General features: G+C 66.9%; 16 protein-coding genes. 11 read left to right on the plus strand and 5 right to left on the minus strand.

Going from position 1 to position 18626, the window contains the following annotated elements; all coding sequences use genetic code 11:
- Positions 1–2 precede the first annotated feature (2 nt).
- The 5 genes from sitI6 (Q664_RS54330) to sitI6 (Q664_RS00445) all read left to right on the plus strand — a co-directional run bounded on the left by sitI6 (Q664_RS54330) (position 3) and on the right by sitI6 (Q664_RS00445) (position 3699).
- Positions 3–719: a SitI6 family double-CXXCG motif immunity protein gene (sitI6, locus tag Q664_RS54330; RefSeq protein WP_075207265.1), complete on the plus strand. Its 717-nt coding sequence runs from the start codon at positions 3–5 to the stop codon at positions 717–719.
- A gap of 69 nt (positions 720–788) precedes the next feature.
- Positions 789–1469 (plus strand): SitA6 family polymorphic toxin lipoprotein, encoded by a 681-nt coding sequence (gene sitA6, locus Q664_RS00430; protein WP_052517489.1) that lies wholly within the window; start codon positions 789–791, stop codon positions 1467–1469.
- A gap of 21 nt (positions 1470–1490) precedes the next feature.
- Positions 1491–2207, plus strand: a complete 717-nt coding sequence (sitI6, locus tag Q664_RS00435) for a SitI6 family double-CXXCG motif immunity protein (protein ID WP_043388554.1) — start codon at positions 1491–1493, stop codon at positions 2205–2207.
- A 70-nt stretch (positions 2208–2277) separates the two neighbouring features.
- Positions 2278–2958: a SitA6 family polymorphic toxin lipoprotein gene (sitA6, locus tag Q664_RS00440; RefSeq protein WP_052517490.1), complete on the plus strand. Its 681-nt coding sequence runs from the start codon at positions 2278–2280 to the stop codon at positions 2956–2958.
- Positions 2959–2982: 24 nt separating this feature from the next.
- Positions 2983–3699, plus strand: coding sequence for a SitI6 family double-CXXCG motif immunity protein (sitI6, locus tag Q664_RS00445; RefSeq protein ID WP_043388461.1), 717 nt, complete (start codon positions 2983–2985; stop codon positions 3697–3699).
- A gap of 22 nt (positions 3700–3721) precedes the next feature.
- On the opposite strand, the gene Q664_RS00450 is transcribed toward sitI6 (Q664_RS00445), so the two are convergent.
- Together Q664_RS00450 and Q664_RS00455 are read right to left on the minus strand one after the other, a co-directional pair.
- Positions 3722–4300 carry a hypothetical protein gene (locus Q664_RS00450; protein ID WP_043388463.1) on the minus strand — a complete coding sequence of 193 codons (579 nt, stop codon included), beginning with the start codon at positions 4298–4300 and terminating at the stop codon, positions 3722–3724.
- 33 nt (positions 4301–4333) lie between these two features.
- Entirely contained in the window at positions 4334–6430 is a 2097-nt protein-coding gene (locus Q664_RS00455; RefSeq protein WP_152621820.1) for a serine/threonine protein kinase, read from the minus strand.
- Positions 6431–6739: 309 nt separating this feature from the next.
- Here Q664_RS00455 and Q664_RS58765 point away from each other — a divergent pair, with 309 nt between their 5' ends.
- From Q664_RS58765 to Q664_RS00475, 4 genes are read left to right on the plus strand one after another with little or no spacing between them, the layout of a single operon-like run.
- The gene (locus Q664_RS58765) at positions 6740–8164 is read left to right on the plus strand and encodes a sensor histidine kinase (protein WP_052517491.1); all 1425 of its coding nucleotides are present in this window, start codon (positions 6740–6742) and stop codon (positions 8162–8164) included.
- Positions 8161–8613, plus strand: coding sequence for a response regulator (locus Q664_RS00465; RefSeq protein WP_043388468.1), 453 nt, complete (start codon positions 8161–8163; stop codon positions 8611–8613). Before Q664_RS58765 ends, Q664_RS00465 begins: the two co-directional genes overlap by 4 nt.
- A complete protein-coding gene (locus Q664_RS00470) occupies positions 8610–10259 on the plus strand; it encodes a hybrid sensor histidine kinase/response regulator (RefSeq protein ID WP_043388470.1) in 1650 nt (549 codons plus the stop codon). Before Q664_RS00465 ends, Q664_RS00470 begins: the two co-directional genes overlap by 4 nt.
- Positions 10256–10627: a response regulator gene (locus Q664_RS00475; protein WP_043388472.1), complete on the plus strand. Its 372-nt coding sequence runs from the start codon at positions 10256–10258 to the stop codon at positions 10625–10627. The genes Q664_RS00470 and Q664_RS00475 overlap by 4 nt, the downstream gene beginning before the upstream one ends.
- A 17-nt stretch (positions 10628–10644) precedes the next feature.
- Here the strand turns inward: Q664_RS00475 and Q664_RS00480 are convergent, their stop codons facing one another.
- Positions 10645–11409 carry a GNAT family N-acetyltransferase gene (locus tag Q664_RS00480; protein WP_043388475.1) on the minus strand — a complete coding sequence of 255 codons (765 nt, stop codon included), beginning with the start codon at positions 11407–11409 and terminating at the stop codon, positions 10645–10647.
- A gap of 99 nt (positions 11410–11508) precedes the next feature.
- On the opposite strand from Q664_RS00480, the gene Q664_RS00485 reads away from it, so the two are divergent.
- Together Q664_RS00485 and gyrB are read left to right on the plus strand one after the other, a co-directional pair.
- Entirely contained in the window at positions 11509–11967 is a 459-nt protein-coding gene (locus tag Q664_RS00485; RefSeq protein WP_043388477.1) for a hypothetical protein, read from the plus strand.
- Between the two features lie 126 nt (positions 11968–12093).
- Complete coding sequence (gene gyrB / locus Q664_RS00490) at positions 12094–14547, plus strand: DNA topoisomerase (ATP-hydrolyzing) subunit B (protein ID WP_075207267.1); 2454 nt, start codon at positions 12094–12096, stop codon at positions 14545–14547.
- Between the two features lie 69 nt (positions 14548–14616).
- Here the strand turns inward: gyrB and Q664_RS51355 are convergent, their stop codons facing one another.
- Together Q664_RS51355 and Q664_RS00500 are read right to left on the minus strand one after the other, a co-directional pair.
- Positions 14617–17439 (minus strand): AAA family ATPase, encoded by a 2823-nt coding sequence (locus Q664_RS51355; RefSeq protein ID WP_052517492.1) that lies wholly within the window; start codon positions 17437–17439, stop codon positions 14617–14619.
- Positions 17436–18620: an ATP-binding protein gene (locus Q664_RS00500; protein ID WP_152621822.1), complete on the minus strand. Its 1185-nt coding sequence runs from the start codon at positions 18618–18620 to the stop codon at positions 17436–17438. Before Q664_RS00500 ends, Q664_RS51355 begins: the two co-directional genes overlap by 4 nt.
- Positions 18621–18626: the final 6 nt, after the last annotated feature.

The following is an 18626-nucleotide window of genomic DNA, read 5'->3' on the forward strand; positions in this document are numbered from 1 at the left end:
AGATGAAATACTTCAGGGTCAAAGAAGACAACTCGTCGATCTACACCGGACGTATTGCGGGCAGACACAAGTGGGGGCTTCCGGGAATCCGCAACTGCCCTGCCTGCAATGCGTCATGGGGCACGGACACCAGATCGTACCCCTCCGTGGACTTGTCCCCTGTTGCGGCTCTGGCCGATTTCGAAGAACCCCGGGCAGAGCCCATCGAGGAGTATGAAAGGCTGTGCGAGGTGGTACGGCCTCTGTTACCGCCAGGCGCGCTGCTGCAACCCGGCGCGACCTTGGGTCCACTCGTTGGCCGAGCACAGGGCCGCTTCGGGCCTCTCGTGGCGCCATCCTCGTGGGCGTTGCTGGTGCAGCGCGAGGCGCTGGAGAAACTCCAGGCCGAGAGACTGCTGGGGCTCAAGGGCTGTGGCACTCAATTGCGCTTCCGACAGCGGAATGCGCCCGAGTTGCTCGAGCTGGAACTCCTTCCCGTGGGCCAACTACACCCGGACTGCCTGCCACCGAACCGCAAGCCTCCCTGTTCCCGGTGCGGTCGCCGTGGGCTCACGCGTCCCGATGACATGCTGCTAGACGCATCCACGCTTCCCGGTCATCTGGATGCGTTCCGGCTGGAGGACTTCTCCACCGTCATCGTGTGCACCGAGCGCTTTGTTGAAGCCTGTCGACGTCTGGGACTGGATGGCGTGAGCTTTCATGGTATTCCGATGGAGTGATGGGCTGGGCCATGACGAACCCGGGGGGCGTGTCGAAGCCGAGGAAGCCGGTGGTGTAGGGTGGGAGGGATGAGAGTCCTGCCCTGGAAGAGCTGGCTGGCGCTGCTCGGTTTGTTGCTGAGCGCGTGCGCGACGACCTCGGCGCCCGGAGAGAGCGGGTTCGCCGAGGACGTGGACCCCGTGGCCTCGTGGGAAGAGGCTCGGGAGGACCCGAGCTGTGTGGTACCGCTGTGTGACGGGGAGCGCTGCGGGCTCTGGCGGTGCCAGGACGTGGTGGAGGTGGAGGAGCACCCGGTGGTGCTGGCCTTCGCCAACGGGAGCCTCCGTCCGCCGCCCAATCCGACCCGCTGGTGGGGACGGCCGCTGGCGGTACCTGGAGGCAGGGAAGCGGTCTTCGAGATTCCGTGGCACAACTGGAACATCCGCGGCCAATACGCGCCCCGGGTGCTCAAGCCTCCGTGCGTCCGCTCGTGGGAACCGCTCGAGAAACATCACATCTTCCCGCAGGCATTGGCCACGTGGTTCAAGCGTAAGCCTATAGACATTCACGCCTATACCATCCGGCTGCCCAAGAGCTTCCACCAGTGGCTACACAGTGGGTCATTCCCAGGAGGGCAGTGGAATGAGGCATGGAGTCGGTTCCAGCGACAGAATGATAATGCAACCATCGAGGAGATCTGGAAGTTCGCGGGCGATCTCATGTCGCGGTTTAGGGTGAACGGTCCACTTGTGTCCTATTATTGTGACTGAGGCAGGATGAGGCGCCTCTCCATGGATTACTTCAGCATCGAGGAAGACAGGACGTCGGTCTACACGGGGTATATCAATGGCACCCACAAATGGGGCCTGCCAGGCATTCTCGGCTGTCCAGGCTGTAAGGCCAGTTGGAGTGCCAGTTCCAAATCGTACCCTTCGGTGGACCTCACACCAGTCTCCTCTCTGGCCGACTTCGAGGAGCCTCGGGCAGAGCCTATCGAGGAATACGAGAGGCTGCGTGAGTTGGTCCGGCCTCTGTTGCCTCCAGGGGCCTTGGTGGAGCCAGGGACGGAGTTGGGACCGCTCATGGGCAAGGCCCAGGGCCGCTTTGGCCCGCTCGTGACGCTCAACCCATGGGTGCTGCTGATGCAGCGTGAGGCGCTGGAGAAACTCCAGGCCGAGGGTGTACGAGGACTCAAAGGTTGTCGCACCCAGCTGCGTTTCCGCCAGCGCAACTCACCCGAACTGCTCGAACTGGAAATCCCTCCTCTGGGCCGATTGCATCCGGACTGCCTGCCCCCGGAGCGTAAACCCCCCTGCCCTCGTTGTGGCCGCAGGGGACTCACGCTTCCCGATGACAGGCTGCTGGACGCGGCTACTGTTCCCAACGACCTGGACCTGTTCCGGCTGGAGGACTTCTCCACCGTGATTGTCTGCACCGAGCGCTTCGTCGAGGCTTGTCACCGCCTCAACCTGGACGGCGTGAGTTTCCACTCCCTGCCGACGAAGTGAAGCGCTGGGCCATGGCTGAACCAGGGTGTCGTGTCGAAGCCGAGGAAGCCGGTGGAGTAGGGTGGGAGGGATGAGAGTCCTGCCCTGGAAGAGTTGGCTGGCGCTGCTCGGGTTGCTGCTGAGCGCGTGCGCGACGACCTCGGAGCCCGGAGAGAGTGGGTTCGCCGAGGACGTGGACCCCGTGGCCTCGTGGGAGGAGGCCCGGGAGGACCCGAGCTGTGTGGTGCCGCTGTGTGACGAGGAGCGCTGCGGGCTCTGGCGGTGCCAGGACGTGGTGGAGGTGGAGGAGCACCCGGTGGTGCTGGCCTTCGCCAACGGGAGCCTCCGTCCGCCGCCCAATCCGACCCGCTGGTGGGGACGGCCGCTGGCGGTACCTGGGGGCCGGGAAGCGATCTTCGAGATTCCGTGGCACAACTGGAACATCCGCGGGCAGTACGCGCCCCGGGTGCTCAAGCTTCCGTGCGTCCGCGCTCGGGAGCCACTCGAGAAGCACCACATCTTCCCGCAGGAATTTTCCCTGTGGTTCGTGAGCAAGGACATCGACCATCACGCCTTTACCATTCGTCTCCCCGCGAGCTTTCACCATTGGTTACACAGTGGCGGCCCTCGTGGCGGGCAGTGGAATGAGGCCTGGCGACAGTTTCGGAGGACGAACGATGGCGCCGGTCCGGCGGAGATCTGGCGATTCGCGGGAGAGCTCATGTCGCGCTTTGGCGTGAATGGGCCACTCGTGCCCTACTTCTGCTCGTGAGATATGAACAGGTTGCGCGTACGTATGAGCTATTTCAGTATTGAAGAAGACAAGGCATCGCAGTCCACGTGGGACATTCGAGCCGAGCATCAATGGGGGCTTCCAGGCATCCGCCATTGCCCCGGCTGTAATGCTTCTTGGGGGACTGATACCAGAGCATACCCTTCGGTGGACCTGAGCTCGATTGCGCATCTAGCCAGGTTCGATGAGCCCAGGGCTGCAGCGTTCGCCGAATACGAAAGGATGTGCGAGCTGGTACGCCCTCTGCTTCCTCCAGGAGCTCTGCTGCAGCCCGGTTCGGCTTTTGGCCCGCTCGTGGGCAATGCTCAGGGTCGATTCGGGCCGCTCGTGGCGTTCTTCCCGTGGTTGTTGCTGGTGCAGCGCGACGCGTTGGAGAAACTCCAGGCCGAGGGGGTGCAAGGACTCAAGGGGTGCCGCACCCAACTGCGGTTCCGCCAGCGAAACGCGCCTGAGTTGCTCGAGTTGGAAATCCTCCCCGTGGGCCGATTACACCCGGATTGCTTGCCTGCGGAGCGTAAACCTCCTTGCCCTCGTTGTGGCCGCGAAGGTCTCACGCTTCCCGATGACAGACTGCTGGACGCGGCTACTGTTCCCAACCACTTGGACCTGTTTCGGCTGGAGGATTTCTCCACCGTGATTGTCTGCACCGAGCGCTTCGTCGAAGCCTGCCGTCGTCTAGGCCTCGACGGTGTGGTCTTCCAACCCCTGCCCTCCGTCTGAGCTGTTCTTCAGCCTCATGCCGTCAGCGGAGCAGGATGTTGTAGATCACGGCGAGCCGCTCTATACGCTCTTCACCTCGCGACAGGACGAGTTGGTGGGGGGCCTTGTGGAGTCTGTGGAGATCCACGGTGCCCTGCAGCAGCAGGCGCAAGACTTCACCCGAAGAGTCAGGATCCTGCCAGACGCTGAGCCAGGACTCGTTGTTACCCAGGTACAACACTGCGCGCGTCATCTGCCTGGCGGCGCTGGCAAGAGAGTGCGTCAATTCAACCTGCAGCAGCAGGTGCGTTTTAGATGAATCCCGGGGGCGGATGCTGTGGACGACGATGACTCTTCGTAGACCTTGTACATCTGGTGTCCACGTGATGCTCCGGGTGATGTCCCAGACGGAGAATGGGCCGTCTGGCTCCATTCTGGAGAATGCCTCGATCGCGAGGCTACTCTGCTGGCCAGAGAACTCCTGAGGGTGCGGCTCCTGGACTGAGTCCGAGGAAGATCCAGTGGAAGGTTTATCCTGAAGAGATGGGTGAACATCCGGTGCTGCGGATTTTCCGAGGAGGAACCCCATCACCAAGAGCTGGCCGAGAGACATGGAGAACACGTGGGGATTATTTTCTGCAAGTGCGCGGAGCGCTCATTCGTGAAAACGACTCACGGCCTTGACCTGGACTCGCGGCAACACCCAGATGAAGCCTCCCGGGAAATCTTTCGTCGGGTCCCTTCCGAAGTGGGGAACCCCGGGCTTTCCGTCGTACCAGACCTCCATGCACACGGGGACCTGCACCGCATTGACGGCGAAGGGGCTGAAGTTGGTGAGACGGGTATAGACACGGTCTTCCACGATGATGCTCGCCCCGCCCAATCGGCCAAGTCTGCCGAGCCCACCCCAGTCGGAGCGGAGCTCGACTCCAGTGCCACTCAGTGGCACCGACATCTTCTCTCCAAGCTCGTTCAGGGGAACCCGAGACTCCTCCTGGTTGATGCCAGAGCCATAGACGGCATCATGGAGGCTCCCGATGGCAATGCCGTGCTCCTTCATGGACTTGATCGATGATGGAGGGCAGTCAAAGAGTTCCTCGGCGTCGTAGTAGATCCCAGTCTTGACGAAGTTCTCGTGGAAGGCCTTGTTGTGGACGGAGGTGCAGCCCGCCGCGAGGGCGGCGAGCGTGCCCATGCCCAGACAGGCACTGACGCTCGGCCGCGCCTTCCTGGCCTTGGTGGGAGAGGGCGGCTTCGGTGGATTCTTCTGTGACATGTCTTCCTCGCTGTGTCTGACGTTGATGACGGGCGCGGCAACGGCCTGTCCGTTGGGCGCCGCGTCCGCCACAACATGCTGCGGTTTCAGCGAGGGCACGACATCTGGGAAAAAAGCATCCCACCGTATGGGAAAGGCTTCGGGCGACATGAAAGGTTGGGTCCTCGCCACGACCTCGGAGGACATGTCCGCCCTCCAGGAGCTCAGGAGCCACAGCGCCGCGGCCAGCGCGAGGGCTCCCAACCCCACCGCGCCCAGGCGCCACCCGAACCCCGTCCGGGGATGAGTGACGGGCACCCGGACCGGGAGTTCCGCGCGGGGGGGCTCCGTCTTCCGTTCCGTGGGACTCCGCGCGGGCGCCATCGAGGGGCCCCTCGGGACCGGCACGGCGCTCGCCTCCCGCGTGGGCACCTCGCCCCGCCGCGGAGGCTGCCTCGCGAGCCTGCTCATCCGCAGCAGCAGATCCTGCCCCTCCGCGAGCCGGCCCTGGGGCCGGGTGGTGGCGTTGTGGGGCGCATGGGGCTCGAACAGCGGCTCGCGCCACGTCTCATCCGCCTCCGCCCCCAGCGTGGCCAGCACCGAGCGCACCTCGCCCGCGTCCGCGTACCGCGCCTCGGGTGACTTCTCCAGCATGCGCAGGCACAGGCGCTCCAGGGCCTCCGGTACCCACGGGTTGAGCTCGCGCGGAGGCGCGGGCTTCTCGTTGAGCACCGCCGCGCCGATGGCCAGGAAGTCCGGGCCGGTGAAGGGCAGCTGGTCCGTGAGCACCCAGTACAACTGCACACCCGCCGCCCACAGGTCATCCGCGCGGGTCGGCGAGTAGCGCACGCCCGCGTCGCCCATGTGGTGGCGGAAGAAGTCCCAGGCCTCGGGGCCGCGGTACTCCGGGGTGCCCGGGGGCAGCACCGAGCTCGTCAGCGTGGGCGCCCCCAGGTAGGCGCCCGCCCCGAAGTCCACCAGCACCGGCCCGCCGTCCCCGGCGCGCACCAGGATGTTGGAGGCCTTCACGTCCCGGTGCAGCACGCCCGCGTCGTGCACCGCCTCCAGCGCCTCCATGAACCCCTCCATCAGCTCCACCACCTCGAGCGCCGACGGGTTGCGCCCGCGCACGTGCTCGTCCAGGGGCAGCCCGTCCACGTATTCCATGATGAGCACGCGGACGCGGGGCTCCTCCTCCGGCCAGTCGACGTACCCCAGCAGCCGCACCACGCCGGGGTGCCTCATCCGGCGCAGCACGTCCACCTCCCGCTCCTCCCACCCCCGCGAGCGCTCCAGTGGCAGCACCTTCAGCGCGACGAGGCTCGTGGCGGCGTGTGCCAGGTACACGGTGCCGTAGCCCCCCGCGCCCAGGCGGCGCACCACCTCGTAGCCGGCCACCCGGGTGCCCGGGTCCAGCACGGGAGGGGGTTGCCGGCGGGGTCCGGGGCGGGCGCCGCGGCGGGCGGAACGGGAGGGGGACATCGGATTTTCAGCCATGCGGGTGACCTCCAGCGTCGTCCCCACACCGCGAGGCCGTGGCGCTCCCGCCGCGGGCGCCTCCCGGAGGTGAGCCGACACGTCATGCGGCCGGACACTACTCACGGAATCACCCCGCAGGCTACTGCGGAGGTCACCTCCTCTCGCGTGCCGGGTTCCACGGCCGGTGGGCGGGCCCCGGCCTTCCACGGCACCTCCCGCCTCCCGGGCGAGCCTCCAGCCCCTGCCCGCTCACCGTGGCCGGTGGCATGGCTTGAAGGGTCCCCTTGGGACCCCAACCTTCACGGTGACTTCCACCCCGGCCGCGTGATGCCCCTGACCGACCCCCTCCGTTTCCGCCGGCTGCTGCTGCGCGCCATCCTGCTTCCGGTGGGTCTGCTGCTGGTGCTCGCGGGCATCCTCCTGGGGACGGTGAATGGCCTCATCCAGGCCCAGGAGAAGGCGCGCCACTACCAGGAGGCCATCACCCGGCTGGAGCAGGTGCGTCAGCTCTTCATCGACCGGGAGACGGGCTTGCGCGGCTATCTGCTCACCGGCGAGCCCGCCTTCCTGGAGCCCTATCATGCCGCCGGGCAACAGCTCCCCAGGGCGCTCGAGGAACTGGAGCGGGGCCTCGCGGGGGCGCCCGGGCAGGGGACCTGGATGGAGGAAGTGCGCGGGCGCTGGCGGGAATGGGAGCGGGTGGCCGACGCGCAGCTCTCCCTCTTCCGCCAGGGGGGGGACTGGCTTTCCCTGGTGCGCTCGGGCGCGGCCAAGGCCCGCATGGACGCGCTGCGCTCGACGCTGGACACCATCCGCGCCGAGGAGCTCCGGCGCGCCACCCGCCAGGGCCTGGAGGCCGAGCGAGCGGGGCGCACCGTGCTCATCGCCGGCGGGCTGTGGACGCTCGCCGTGGGGGGGCTGCTGGCCTGGCTCAGCCGGCGTCAGCTCCTCACCCTGGCCCGCGGTTATGACGCCAGCCTCGCCCAGGTGCACGCCCAGGCGGACGCCCTGCGCGCCAGCGAGGCCCGGTTGGAGTCGCGCGTGGCCTGGCGCACCCTCGAGCTCACCGCCGCCAACAAGGAGCTGGAGTCCTTCAGCTACTCCGTCTCGCATGACTTGCGCTCGCCCCTGCGCGCCATCGACGGCTTCGCCCAGGCGCTGCGCGAGGACGAGGGCGAGCGGCTGTCCGCCGAGGGCCTCCGGCTCCTCACGCGCCTGCAGGGGGCCGCCACGCGCATGGGCCAGCTCATCGACGATCTGTTGCAGCTCTCCCGCGTCACCCGCGCCGAGCTGCGCCGCGAGCCGGTGGACCTCAGCGCGATCGCCACCTCCGTGCTCCAGGAGCTGCGCCAGCGCGAGTCCGGACGCGACGTGACGTGCTCGGTCCAGTCCGGCCTCTCCGTGCGGGGTGACCCGCGGCTGCTCCGGGTGCTCCTGGAGAACCTGCTGGGCAATGCGTGGAAGTTCACCAGCAAGCGCTCCGGGGCCCACATCGAGCTGTTCGCGGAGACGGCCGACGGGGTGACTCACTACGCTGTGCGCGACAACGGGGTGGGGTTCGACATGGCGTACGCGGGCAAGCTCTTCAGCCCCTTCCAGCGGATGCACAAGCCCTCCGAGTTCCCGGGCACGGGCATCGGGCTGGCCACGGTGCAGCGCATCGTCCACCGGCACGGCGGGGACATCTCCGCCCAGGCGGCCCCGGGCGGGGGCGCCACCTTCCGCTTCACCCTCCAGGAGGCACGCGCATGAGCAGCTCACGAATCATCCTCCTCGTGGAGGACAACCCGGACGACGTGGACCTGACGCAGCGTGCCTTCCAACGCGCGGGCGTCACCCATCCCCTGGAGGTGGTGGAGGACGGGATGGATGCGCTCGATTATCTCTTCGGGCGTGGGGTGTTCTCGCACCGGCGGCACGAGCCGCTGCCCTCCCTGGTGCTGTTGGACCTCAAGCTGCCGCGCCTGGGCGGGCACGAGGTGCTGCGCCAGATTCGCGCCGATCCACGCACCCGCTTCCTTCCCGTGGTCATCCTCACCTCCTCGGACGAGGAGAAGGACCTGGTGGAGAGCTACAGCCACGGGTGCAACAGCTACGTCCGCAAGCCGGTGAGCTACAACGAGTTCGTCGAGGCGGCGCGCCAGCTCGGCGTCTACTGGCTGGAGCTCAACCGCTCCCCGCTGCCGGGGGTGTCTGGATGACGAGGCCGCTCCGCGTCCTGCTGGTGGAGGACATCCCGGACGACCAGGAGTTGGTGGAGCGCGAGCTGCGCCGGGGAGGATTCGAGGTGTCCTGCCACAGGGTGCAGTCGGCCGAGGAGATGCGCGCGGCGCTCGAGCCCGGGGCGTGGGACGTCATCCTCTCGGACTACCGCCTGCCCGGCTTCGACGCGCCCGCCGCGCTGGAGCTCCTTCGCGACAGCGGCCTGGACATCCCCTTCATCGTCGTCTCGGGCAGCGTGGGCGAGTTCGAGGGCGAGGAGGTGATGAAGGCGGGTGCCCGCGACTACTTCTCCAAGGCGCTCCTCACCCGGCTGCCGGTCGCGGTGGCGCGCGAGGTGGAGCAGGCCCGGCTGCGTCATGAGCGCGCCCGGGCCGAGCGGGACCGGAACCTGCTGGCCCGCGCCGGGGAGGTGCTGGCCGGCTCGTTGTATCTGCAGGAGACGCTGGACAAGGTGGCGCGCCTGCCGGTGCCGGAGCTGGCGGACTGGTGCGCCGTCTATTTCTCCGAGGATGGAAGGCACCTCCGGGTGGCGTCCCTGGCGCACGAGGACCCGGAGCAGGTGGAGCGGGCCTTCGAGCTGGACCGGCTCTTCCCCCTGGAGCCGGAGGCCCCCTCGGGTCCGGCGTATGTGTTCCGGACGGGCGAGCCGCGGGTGGTGCCGGACGTCTCCCCGGAGCGGCTGGAGGCGGTGGCGCGCTCCCCGGAGCACCTGCGCCGGTTGCTGGCGCTGGAGTTGCGCTCCTTCGTCCACGTGCCCCTGGTGGGACGCATGGGCACGCTGGGCGTGGTGACGCTCGGCATCACCGGGAAGACGCGGCCGCGCTTCACGGAGGCGGATCTCCCCGTGGTGCAGGAGCTGGTACGCCGCGCCGCGCTGACGCTGGAGAACGTGCGCCTGTACCGCGAGTCCCAGGAGGCCATCCGCCTGCGCGACGAGTTCCTCTCGGTGGCGGCCCACGAGCTGCGCACCCCGCTCACCACGCTGGGCCTGCAGCTGGGCACGTTGGTGCAGCGGGCGCGGCGCGAGTCCTCCCCGGAGATGGTGGAGCGGCTGGACAAGGGCCTGCGCCAGGTGAAGCGGCTGGGCTCGTTGGTGGAGACGTTGCTGGATGTGTCGCGGCTGTCCACCGGCGAGCTGTCCCTGACGCTGGAGGGGGTGGACCTGGTCGAGCTGGTGCGCGAGGTGCTGGAGCGCTTCGCGGCGGAGTCCCGGGCCATGGGCTGCGCGCTGCGGCTGGAGGCGGCCCGGGAGCTCGTGGGCCAGTGGGACCGGATGCGGGTGGAGCAGGTGGTGGCCGGACTGGTCTCCAACGCGCTCAAGTTCGGGGCGCGCCAGCCGGTGGACGTGCGGGTGGTGTCGGACGGCGTGGTGGCGCGGGTGGTGGTGGAGGACCGCGGCATCGGCGTGCCGGAGGAGCAGCTCGAGCGCATTTTCGAGCGCTTCGGCCGGGCGGTATCCTCGCGTTCCTACGGGGGGTTGGGGTTGGGGCTGTACCTGGCGCGACGGGGGGCGGAGGCGCATGGGGGCCGGGTATGGGCCGAGTCGCGTCCGGGTGGAGGGGCCCGTTTCACCCTGGAGCTGCCCCTGCGTGCCGCGGGAAAGACGGTGGAGGAGTCCACATGATGCGTCCCTTGCTGGTGGTGGATGACGACACGGATCTGCGCGAGGCGCTCGAGGAGGTGTTGCGCGACGCGGGCCACGCCGTGGTGGGAGCGGGCAATGGCCGCGAGGCGCTGGAGGTGCTCTCGCGGGCCTGTCCGTTGCCCGGGCTGGTGCTGCTGGACATGATGATGCCGGTGCTGGACGGGCTGGGCTTCGCCCACGAGATGCACGCGGTACCCGAGTGGAAGGACATCCCCATCGTCATCTTCTCCGCCTCGGCGAGCAACGCGGCGGTGGCCGAGGAGGTGGGGGCGTGTGCCTACCTGCGCAAGCCGGTGGACGTGGAGGTGCTGGTGGAGACGGTGGGCCAGCACTTCCGGAGCGAGTGAGGGACGCGAGCGGGGCCTCAGCCGGCGCGGCGCACCCAGCTCGTCCACGGGCCCAGGTCCCGGTAGCCGAGCCGCTGGTACAGGCCATGGCCCAGCACCGAGGCCTGCAGGACGGCGAGGGTGCAGCCCCGGGCGAGCGCGTCCGCGTGCAGGCCCCGCATCACCAGCGCGCCCAGTCCCAGGCGGCGGGCCTCGGGGTGGGTGGCCACGAAGTAGATGCCCGCGGTGCCATCCCGCTCGAACGAGACGCCTCCGGCGAGCGCCCGGCCCTCCTGGCGCACCAGCACGGCGTACAGTCCGGAGGAGGCGTGGAGCCGGGGGCGCCAGCTCTCGAAGTAGCCGACGTGCTCCTGGCCGTAGCAGAGCGCGTTGAGCTTCATCACCTCGTGCAGGTCCTCCGGGTGTTCCAGCGTGGTGCCCGGGGGGAGCTGGGGCGGCGGGTGGGCCAGGGGGAGGGCCATGGTGGGGAGGCTGTCCTCGGCCCGGTGTCCGGCGCGGGCCAGCACGGCCTCCGCGGCGGTGTCCCCCGGGTACACGGGCACGCGCCAGGCCCGGACTCCCAGCTCGCGGTACCACGTGTCGAGCGGCCCGAGTGCCTCGGCGAGCGCGTGGGCGTCCGTGTACAGCACCTGCTGCTGGAAGAGCGGGGCCCCGTGGCCGGGCAGGGCGAAGGCTCGCACCCCGGGCAGGTCCTTCATCCGCAGCGGACCGCCCCGCGTCTGGAGCGTCTTGAAGCCGTGGATGTTGGCGCGCAGGCGCGTGGTGGGTTCAACGTCCGTCATGCGGAGCAGGGTAGGCGCTCCCATGCGCTCGCGGGTGGACAGCTGGCGTGCGGAAAATCCCCGGCCGGCCGTCCGGGAGGCTAGGGTGCGGATGCTCGCATGGAGCCCCGCTTCTACGCCTTCGATCCCCGTCCCACCCGCCGGGCCCTCTTCCTGGGGGCGTGCGTGCTCGCCATTCTCAGCGCCTGGGCGCTGGCGGATGCGCGGGAGGTGGGCAATGCTCCCCTGGCCGTGGCCCGGGCGGGCATCACGGGCGGGCTCCTGCTCGCCTTCGTCTTCGCCTGGCACAGACTGCGGCCACGGCCCGGGTGGGGCGTTACACTCAGTGCCAGGGGCGTCGCACTGGCGCGTCCCTTCACCGGTGGCCAGCTGCAGTTGTCCTGGGGACAGATCGACTCCGTGCGCCGTCTCGGCCGCAAGGAAGACATGCTCGGCCTGTTCCTGGACGAGGGGGGCAGGGTGCTGCTCACGCGACACTTGTTTCCCTCGCGCACGGCGTTCAGTGAGCTGGCGGCCGCACTGGAAGAAAGGAAGCCCGCCCCGCGTTTTGACGCGTAGCGTCGCGCGAGGCATTTCGTGAATCTTTTCGCTGCTTTGCGTGTTCTCAACACTCTTGTCCAGGGTGCCTCGAAGTGGTAGGCACACCTGTTCCCGCCAAGCGTCTTCCCGAAGGACTTTTCGCGCATGGAAAACATCCCCGCCCCCGGCGCCGCGACCACGCCGCCGCCCGCGGATTACGACACCGGTGCCATCACGAAGCTGGAGGGCCTGGAGGCCGTCCGGAAGCGCCCGGGCATGTATATCGGCGACACCATGACGTACGGGCTGCACAAGCTCGTCTACGAGGTGGTGGACAACTCCGTCGATGAGGCCCTGGCCGGCCACTGCACCGACATCGAGGTGGTCATCCACGTGGACGGCTCGCTGTCCGTACAGGACAACGGCCGCGGCATTCCCGTGGGTCCGCACCCGGACCCCAAGTTCAAGGGCAAGGACACCCTCGAGGTGGTGCTCACGGAGCTGCACGCCGGCAGCAAGTTCGGCAACGGCGCGTACAAGGTGTCCGGCGGCCTGCACGGCGTGGGCGTCACCTGTGTGAACTTCCTGTCCGAGTGGTTCAAGGTGCGCGTGCAGCGCAGCGGCAAGGTGTACGAGCAGTCGTACGCGCGCGGCGTGTCCAATGGCTCGCCGGTGGCCGTCGGCGAGACGGACAAGCGCGGCACGCTCATCTGGTTCAAGCCGGACACCACCGTCATGGAGACGGTGGACTTCAACTTCGACACGCTCAGCCAGCGCATGCGCGAGCTCGCGTTCCTCAATGCCGGCCTGCGGATCATCATCCGCGACATGCGCATCGGCAAGGAGCACGACTTCAAGTTCGACGGCGGCATCGTGTCCTTCGTCGAGTACATCAACAAGGCGAAGCAGTCGCTCAACGAGAAGCCCATCCACTTCCGCACGGAGAAGGAGGGCGTGTCGCTGGAGATCGCCCTGCAGTGGAACGATGGCTACGACGAGCGCATCTTCACGTTCGCCAACAACATCAACACCCACGAGGGTGGCAGCCACCTGTCCGGCTTCAAGGCCGCCCTCACGCGCACGCTCAACAGCTACGCGGAGAAGAGCGGGCAGTGGAAGGATCTGAAGGAGACGCCCACGGGCGAGGACGCGCGTGAAGGACTCGCGGCCGTCATCTCCGTGAAGCTGTCCAACCCCCAGTTCGAGGGACAGACGAAGACGAAGCTGGGCAACAGCGAGGTGAAGGGCCTCGTCGAGCAGATGGTGAATGATCAGCTCGCGACCTTCCTCGAGGAGAACCCCACCGTCAGCAAGAAGATCGTCGCGAAGATTGGCGATGCCACGCGTGCGCGGATCGCCGCTCGCAAGGCGCGCGAGACGGTGCGGCGCAAGGGCGTGCTGGACGGTGGCTCGCTGCCGGGCAAGCTCGCCGACTGCCAGAGCCGCGACCCCAGCGAGAGCGAACTCTACATCGTCGAGGGTGACTCCGCAGGCGGCTCGGCCAAGCAGGGGCGGGACCGGCGCAACCAGGCCATCCTTCCGCTGCGCGGCAAGATTCTCAACGTCGAGAAGGCGCGCTTCGAGAAGATGCTCACGAGCGCGGAGATCGTGACGTTGATCACCGCGCTGGGAACGGGCATCGGCCGCGAGGACTACAACCCGGAGAAGGCGCGCTACCACCGCATCATCCTGATGACGGACGCCGACGTGGACGGCAGCCACATCCGCACGCTGCTGCTCACGTTCTTCTACCGGCAGATGCCGGAGCTCATCCAGAACGGGTACCTCTACATCGCGCAGCCGCCGCTCTACAAAGTCACGCGCAACAAGAAGGACATGTACGTGAAGGACGAGCGCGGGCTGAACGACTACCTGCTGCGCATCGCCGCGGAGCACTCGCGGGTGGTGACGGAGGGCGGGGAGCTGGGCGGCTCGGAGCTGCGTGGGCTCTTGGAGAAGGTGATTACGTACGAGGAGCGCCTGGAGAAGCTGGCGGCGCGGCGGGATGCGCGGGTGGTGGACGCGCTGGTGCAGGCGGGCCGGGTGGACGCGGGGCTGCTGTCGGACGAGGCGGCGCTGCGGGTGCAGGTGGACACGATGGTGGCGTACCTGAAGGCCCGGATGCCGGACACGCTGGGGCGCTTCGAGGTCTCCTACCCGATGGATCCGGAGCACCACACGCACAAGCTGGTGGTGAAGACGGACATCAACGGAGGCGTGCGCCAGACGGTGTTCGACCACGGCTTCCTGTCGTCGCCGGAGTACCAGGAGCTGGTGGGCCTGCGCGAGACGTTCAAGGCGCTGGGCAAGGCGCCGTACCGGGTGAAGGTGGGGGATGGCGAGGTGGTGGCGTTGTCGGTGCAGGAGGTGCTGGCCGCGGTGCGCAAGGACGCGCAGAAGGGGCTGGGCCTGCAGCGCTACAAGGGTCTGGGCGAGATGAATCCGGAGCAGTTGTGGGAGACCACGATGAATCCGGTGACGCGGACGCTGCTGCAGGTGCGCATCGAGGACGCGGTGGAGAGCGACGAGATCTTCTCGCTGCTGATGGGCGAGGCGGTGGAGCCGCGGCGCGAGTTCATCGAGCGCAACGCGCTGGACGTGCAGAACCTGGACATCTGAGCCAGGGAGGCCCTCCCCGTGTGAATCCCCTCTCCCTCTGGGAGAGGGTCAGGGTGAGGGTCTACCGCATCAAGCGGAGGGCGGTGACTCGTCCTTCGTGCCCAGCTTCTCCAGCAACAACGAGCGTTGCTCCAGCGGCAGTTCGAGCAGGACGCTCCTGTCGCCGCTCTGCCGGTAGCGTGCCGCCACCGACAGCATGTCGAGGGGAATGCGGCAATCGGGCCTGTCCGCGAGCGCCTCCTGGAGGGGGGGAATCGCCTTGGTCCACGCATCGTCCGCGAGCAGATCTTCTTCGAGGCAGTGGTCGAGAAGCTCGGACAGGATGGCGGGCATGAGCCCGCCCTGTTGATGCTTGTCGAGCACCATCCGGAGTTGCGGAACCTGCCGTGCCATCGCGACCACACCGCGGAGCTGCTGCTCGATGGCCAGGACATCGCGGAGCGAAGTGGCCAGGACGTCCTGATTCACGGACTCCGCGATTCCATGCAGCGTGCGGTCGAGTATGGACATGGCAGCTCCGAAGCCCGCGCTACCCGTCAAGGCCTCTATCTCCAGAAGGGTGAGTTCCTTGTCCTCGGGGGCTTCCTGCTTGGCGCTTTCAGCAACAGCCAGCGCCTCCTTGTATCGGGAGAGCCGGAGCAGTGCGCCCGCCCGCTGCTTCCGGAAGAGCGCCTTCTTTTCTTCTCTCTTCTCGAACTCGTCGATCCAGGAGAGAACCTCCGAGGGACGCCCAAGTCCAATCAAGAAATCCAGGGTGATCTCGGTGGCATGCTCATCTGGATGCAGGGCGAGCACGTTCAGTCCAGCCCGTGCCGCGTCTTCGGTACGCCCAAGTGCATACAGGTCAATTGCCCTGAAGACATGACTCCAGACATCACCAGGATTGGACTCTATCGCCTTGTCCAATTGGGCGAGTGCGTCTTTGTGTCTTCCAAGAATCGCCAGGGACCGGCCATAAGATGCGATTGCGACCGGGTCGGCCGAGAGCTTCTCTGGAGCCAGCTCCGCCAGAGAGACCGCTTCGTCGTGCTTGTCCTGGGCATTCAGTGAAAGGAAGAGCCCGCGAAACGCCAGGGGCTCGTCTGGGGCCAACTCCAGATACTTCCGGTAGGCTTGCTCGGCTTCGGCATGTCTACCCAGGTCATGCGCGAGCTGCGCGAAGGTTTCGATATGGGCACGGTCATTGGAGGCTAGCTGAAATGCCCGCCTGAAATGCTCGGTCGCCAGTTCCTTGCGTCCGCTCTGCTCCAACAGGTTGGCATAATCATAAATGAGCAGTGGCTCCTCTGGATTGAGGGAGAGGGCGCGCCCTTCTACCTCCAGGGCTTCCTCGACTCTTCCGAGGTGTACCAGGCTCGTTGCAATGATGATGAGGAGAGGGACTTCATCCGGGTATTGTGCTGCACCTTTCGTCGCCACTTCGAGGGCGTCCTCGAAGCGGTGGAGGCCATTCATCGCCCAGGCCAGTACATAGTAGTAGCCAGGAGAAGGCCGCTCCTGAAGGAGCCGAGGCATCGCATCCACCAGCCCCTGGTAGTCCTGCGCCTTGATGCATCGCTGGGCCTCGGCATCCAGGTGCTCCAGGAAGGGCTCCCGCGGATCCTGCGCGAAATCCTGGAGCGCGGCAGTGATGTGCAGCCGATCGACGCGCCGGGTTTCTGGCCCAGTCTGTTTCAGCAGATCGAGCTTGGTTCGAAGTTCCCGCCCAGAGAACCAGTGCCGCAGGAACTCGACGAAGAGCTTGAAGTGCTCCGTGCGGTTGTCCTTGATGTCCACGCAGATGCGCATCAGCGGTTCGGCCAGCTCGTAGTACGACTCGCGTCCCACCTTCGTGCTGAGCACGAACTGGAGCTTCGCCAGCTCGCCGAGCTGCTTGGCCGTGACCTGCTGGGAGATCAGGCACCGCATGGCCAGGTCCTTCACGATGATTGGCCTGGCCTCCTGGCACAGCAACTCGATGATCTTCCGCTGCTGGGGCGTGAGCTGCCGCATGCGGTCCTGGTAGTAGGGCGTCAGGTCATCGGCCATGCGCATGAAGGGCCCGATGAGCTCCTCAAGGGACTCCTCGTCCAGGAAGTCAGAGAGGATGACATAGACGCGATGGTTGCCGCCGGCCAGGTGGTGGATGGCCCGGACGCGCGCCCGACCCGTGGGCGTCAGCAGGAAGTCCGCCAGTCCGCTACGTCCCTCCAGGAGTGCCTTCTGGCGCAGCAACTCCGTCGCCGTGTCGAAGTCCAGCCGCTCCAGCGACTTGATGGTGAAGAAGTTGTAGAAGGGCGAGCTTTGGAGCCGCACCCCCGAGAACAGCGCCGGAGTGGTGGCCAGGATGGTCCAGAAAGGGTGCTCCTGGATGAATGAGCGCCAGCGTTTCTGGCCCTCGTCTCCCAATCCTTCGAACAGGTCGGACAGGTTCTCGCAGATGAGCAGGAGCGTGCTTCCCCGGATGTAGTCGATTAGGAGCGACTCGGCGGTCCGTAGCGCTGCCTCCGGGCTCTGTTTGAAGGCCTCGTAGATACGATCGAGCGACGCGGAGAGCCCCGGCGTGCCCTCTTGCGCATAAAGCGCACGCAGGATTCTCACCAGCAGGTCCAGGAAGGAGGCGACACCCCATTCCTCTTCGTTCAGATAGGCGATCTTCAGCCGCGCGCGTGCCGCGGCGTATGCCTCGTCGTTCTTCAGCTTGTGGGCGGCGAGCGAGACGAAGTGGGTCTTCCCCATTCCTCGCGCACCCACGAGGAGGATGTAGTGCTTCTCCTTCCGGGTCGCCGAGGCGGTGATGCGCTTGAGGATGTCCTTCATCAAGGCATCCCGGCCCACGAAGAGCTGCTCGAGCGCCTGTCCCGACATGTTGCCGGGGCTGTAGCGGGAGGTCGTGACGAGTCCACGAGTCATAGCCGGTTGTGCCTCCACCACTGCTTGACGACATGCCAGCGGAAGTCATGGGCCATCACGTCGTCGCGACGGTCGAGTGTGAGGTAGTGGTCGCGCCGCAACAGCAGGCACGTCTCACGAACCTGCTCGTCTCGCACCTCGGGGAGCGTGTGGCGCGCGAGGTTGATGAGGTTGTCCATTGTCGTCGCGCCCTCCTGAGAGGCCACCGCGTCCAACACGATTAGAGACAGGCGCGCTTCCTCTGGCCCGTAGTAGGTGGAGAGCCGCTGCAGGTAATAGGCGAGATGGGCCGGATCGTCATCCGCACAAACCAGGGCCTCCGCGCTCGCGGTGATGTCCGTGGTCGAGGCCGGCCGGCCCAACTCTCCGAGCCGATCGACGATGTGATGGATGTAGTAGGGGAAACCTCCGATGGCCTTGTGAAGGTGCCGCGCGAGTGTCTCGACGTCGGAGGGCGGATGCTCGAGGCCGCAGAGCAGGCGAGAGGCCAGTTCAATGGTCTCTGCTTCGACCATGGGGGGAACCGTCTCCAGGTGCATGTCGTTGACCGGGTCGTTGGCGTTTCCCGCCACCCGGAGCGTCCGGAGCACGAGGTGCAGTCCGATGGAGCCCGTGAAGAGGAACCGCAGGCGCGCTCCGTGCTGCTGTCGAAGGCTTCGGAGCAGATCGAGCAACTGGATGACGCTGTCCGCCCCCTCGCGCTTGTGCAGGTTGTGCAGCATCAGCGGCAGCTCGTCCCACATCAGGACGACCTTGTCCTCGGGCCCGACGGCCTCAAGGACATCGTTCACCGCATCGATGAGCAGCCCCTTCCAGTTGTTCCGGGCCTCGGGCAGGTCCAGGTTGCCCAACTTCTTGGGCAGCACGGTGCTCCAGAGATCGACGGCCTTCCGCTTCGCCCGCTTGAGTCCGGAGAGCTGGTGATCCACGGCCCGGTAGAGCGCGCGAACCAGCTCGGTCAGGCCATGGACTGACTCCAGGTCTTGGTAGAACGTGGCGAAGCCGTCCCGTCCGGTCTCGTGCATCTTGAGCACGATGTGGGTCTTTCCGAGGCGGCGCTCCGCCCCCAGAACAAGGCCCTGCCGCTCCAGGATCCGCCAATACCGGCGGATTTCCTGCTCACGGCCGACGATGTCGTCGACACCCAGCCGCCCACCTGGATTCACCACGAGAGGTCTCATGCGCGG

Origin of the sequence: Archangium violaceum Cb vi76 (assembly GCF_000733295.1) — a bacterium.
Classification (GTDB): Bacteria; Myxococcota; Myxococcia; order Myxococcales; family Myxococcaceae; genus Archangium; species Archangium violaceum.

What these genes read in the sequence shown, in the direction of transcription:
- sitI6 (WP_075207265.1), top strand. Translation starts at nt 3, where the DNA reads ATGAAATACTTCAGGGTCAAAGAAGACAACTCGTCGATCTACACCGGA.
- sitA6 (WP_052517489.1), top strand. Translation starts at nt 789, where the DNA reads ATGAGAGTCCTGCCCTGGAAGAGCTGGCTGGCGCTGCTCGGTTTGTTG.
- sitI6 (WP_043388554.1), top strand. Translation starts at nt 1,491, where the DNA reads ATGGATTACTTCAGCATCGAGGAAGACAGGACGTCGGTCTACACGGGG.
- sitA6 (WP_052517490.1), top strand. Translation starts at nt 2,278, where the DNA reads ATGAGAGTCCTGCCCTGGAAGAGTTGGCTGGCGCTGCTCGGGTTGCTG.
- sitI6 (WP_043388461.1), top strand. Translation starts at nt 2,983, where the DNA reads ATGAGCTATTTCAGTATTGAAGAAGACAAGGCATCGCAGTCCACGTGG.
- Q664_RS00455 (WP_152621820.1), bottom strand. Translation starts at nt 6,430, where the DNA reads ATGGCTGAAAATCCGATGTCCCCCTCCCGTTCCGCCCGCCGCGGCGCC.
- Q664_RS58765 (WP_052517491.1), top strand. Translation starts at nt 6,740, where the DNA reads ATGCCCCTGACCGACCCCCTCCGTTTCCGCCGGCTGCTGCTGCGCGCC.
- Q664_RS00465 (WP_043388468.1), top strand. Translation starts at nt 8,161, where the DNA reads ATGAGCAGCTCACGAATCATCCTCCTCGTGGAGGACAACCCGGACGAC.
- Q664_RS00470 (WP_043388470.1), top strand. Translation starts at nt 8,610, where the DNA reads ATGACGAGGCCGCTCCGCGTCCTGCTGGTGGAGGACATCCCGGACGAC.
- Q664_RS00475 (WP_043388472.1), top strand. Translation starts at nt 10,256, where the DNA reads ATGATGCGTCCCTTGCTGGTGGTGGATGACGACACGGATCTGCGCGAG.
- Q664_RS00480 (WP_043388475.1), bottom strand. Translation starts at nt 11,409, where the DNA reads ATGACGGACGTTGAACCCACCACGCGCCTGCGCGCCAACATCCACGGC.
- Q664_RS00485 (WP_043388477.1), top strand. Translation starts at nt 11,509, where the DNA reads ATGGAGCCCCGCTTCTACGCCTTCGATCCCCGTCCCACCCGCCGGGCC.
- gyrB (WP_075207267.1), top strand. Translation starts at nt 12,094, where the DNA reads ATGGAAAACATCCCCGCCCCCGGCGCCGCGACCACGCCGCCGCCCGCG.
- Q664_RS51355 (WP_052517492.1), bottom strand. Translation starts at nt 17,439, where the DNA reads ATGACTCGTGGACTCGTCACGACCTCCCGCTACAGCCCCGGCAACATG.
- Q664_RS00500 (WP_152621822.1), bottom strand. Translation starts at nt 18,620, where the DNA reads ATGAGACCTCTCGTGGTGAATCCAGGTGGGCGGCTGGGTGTCGACGAC.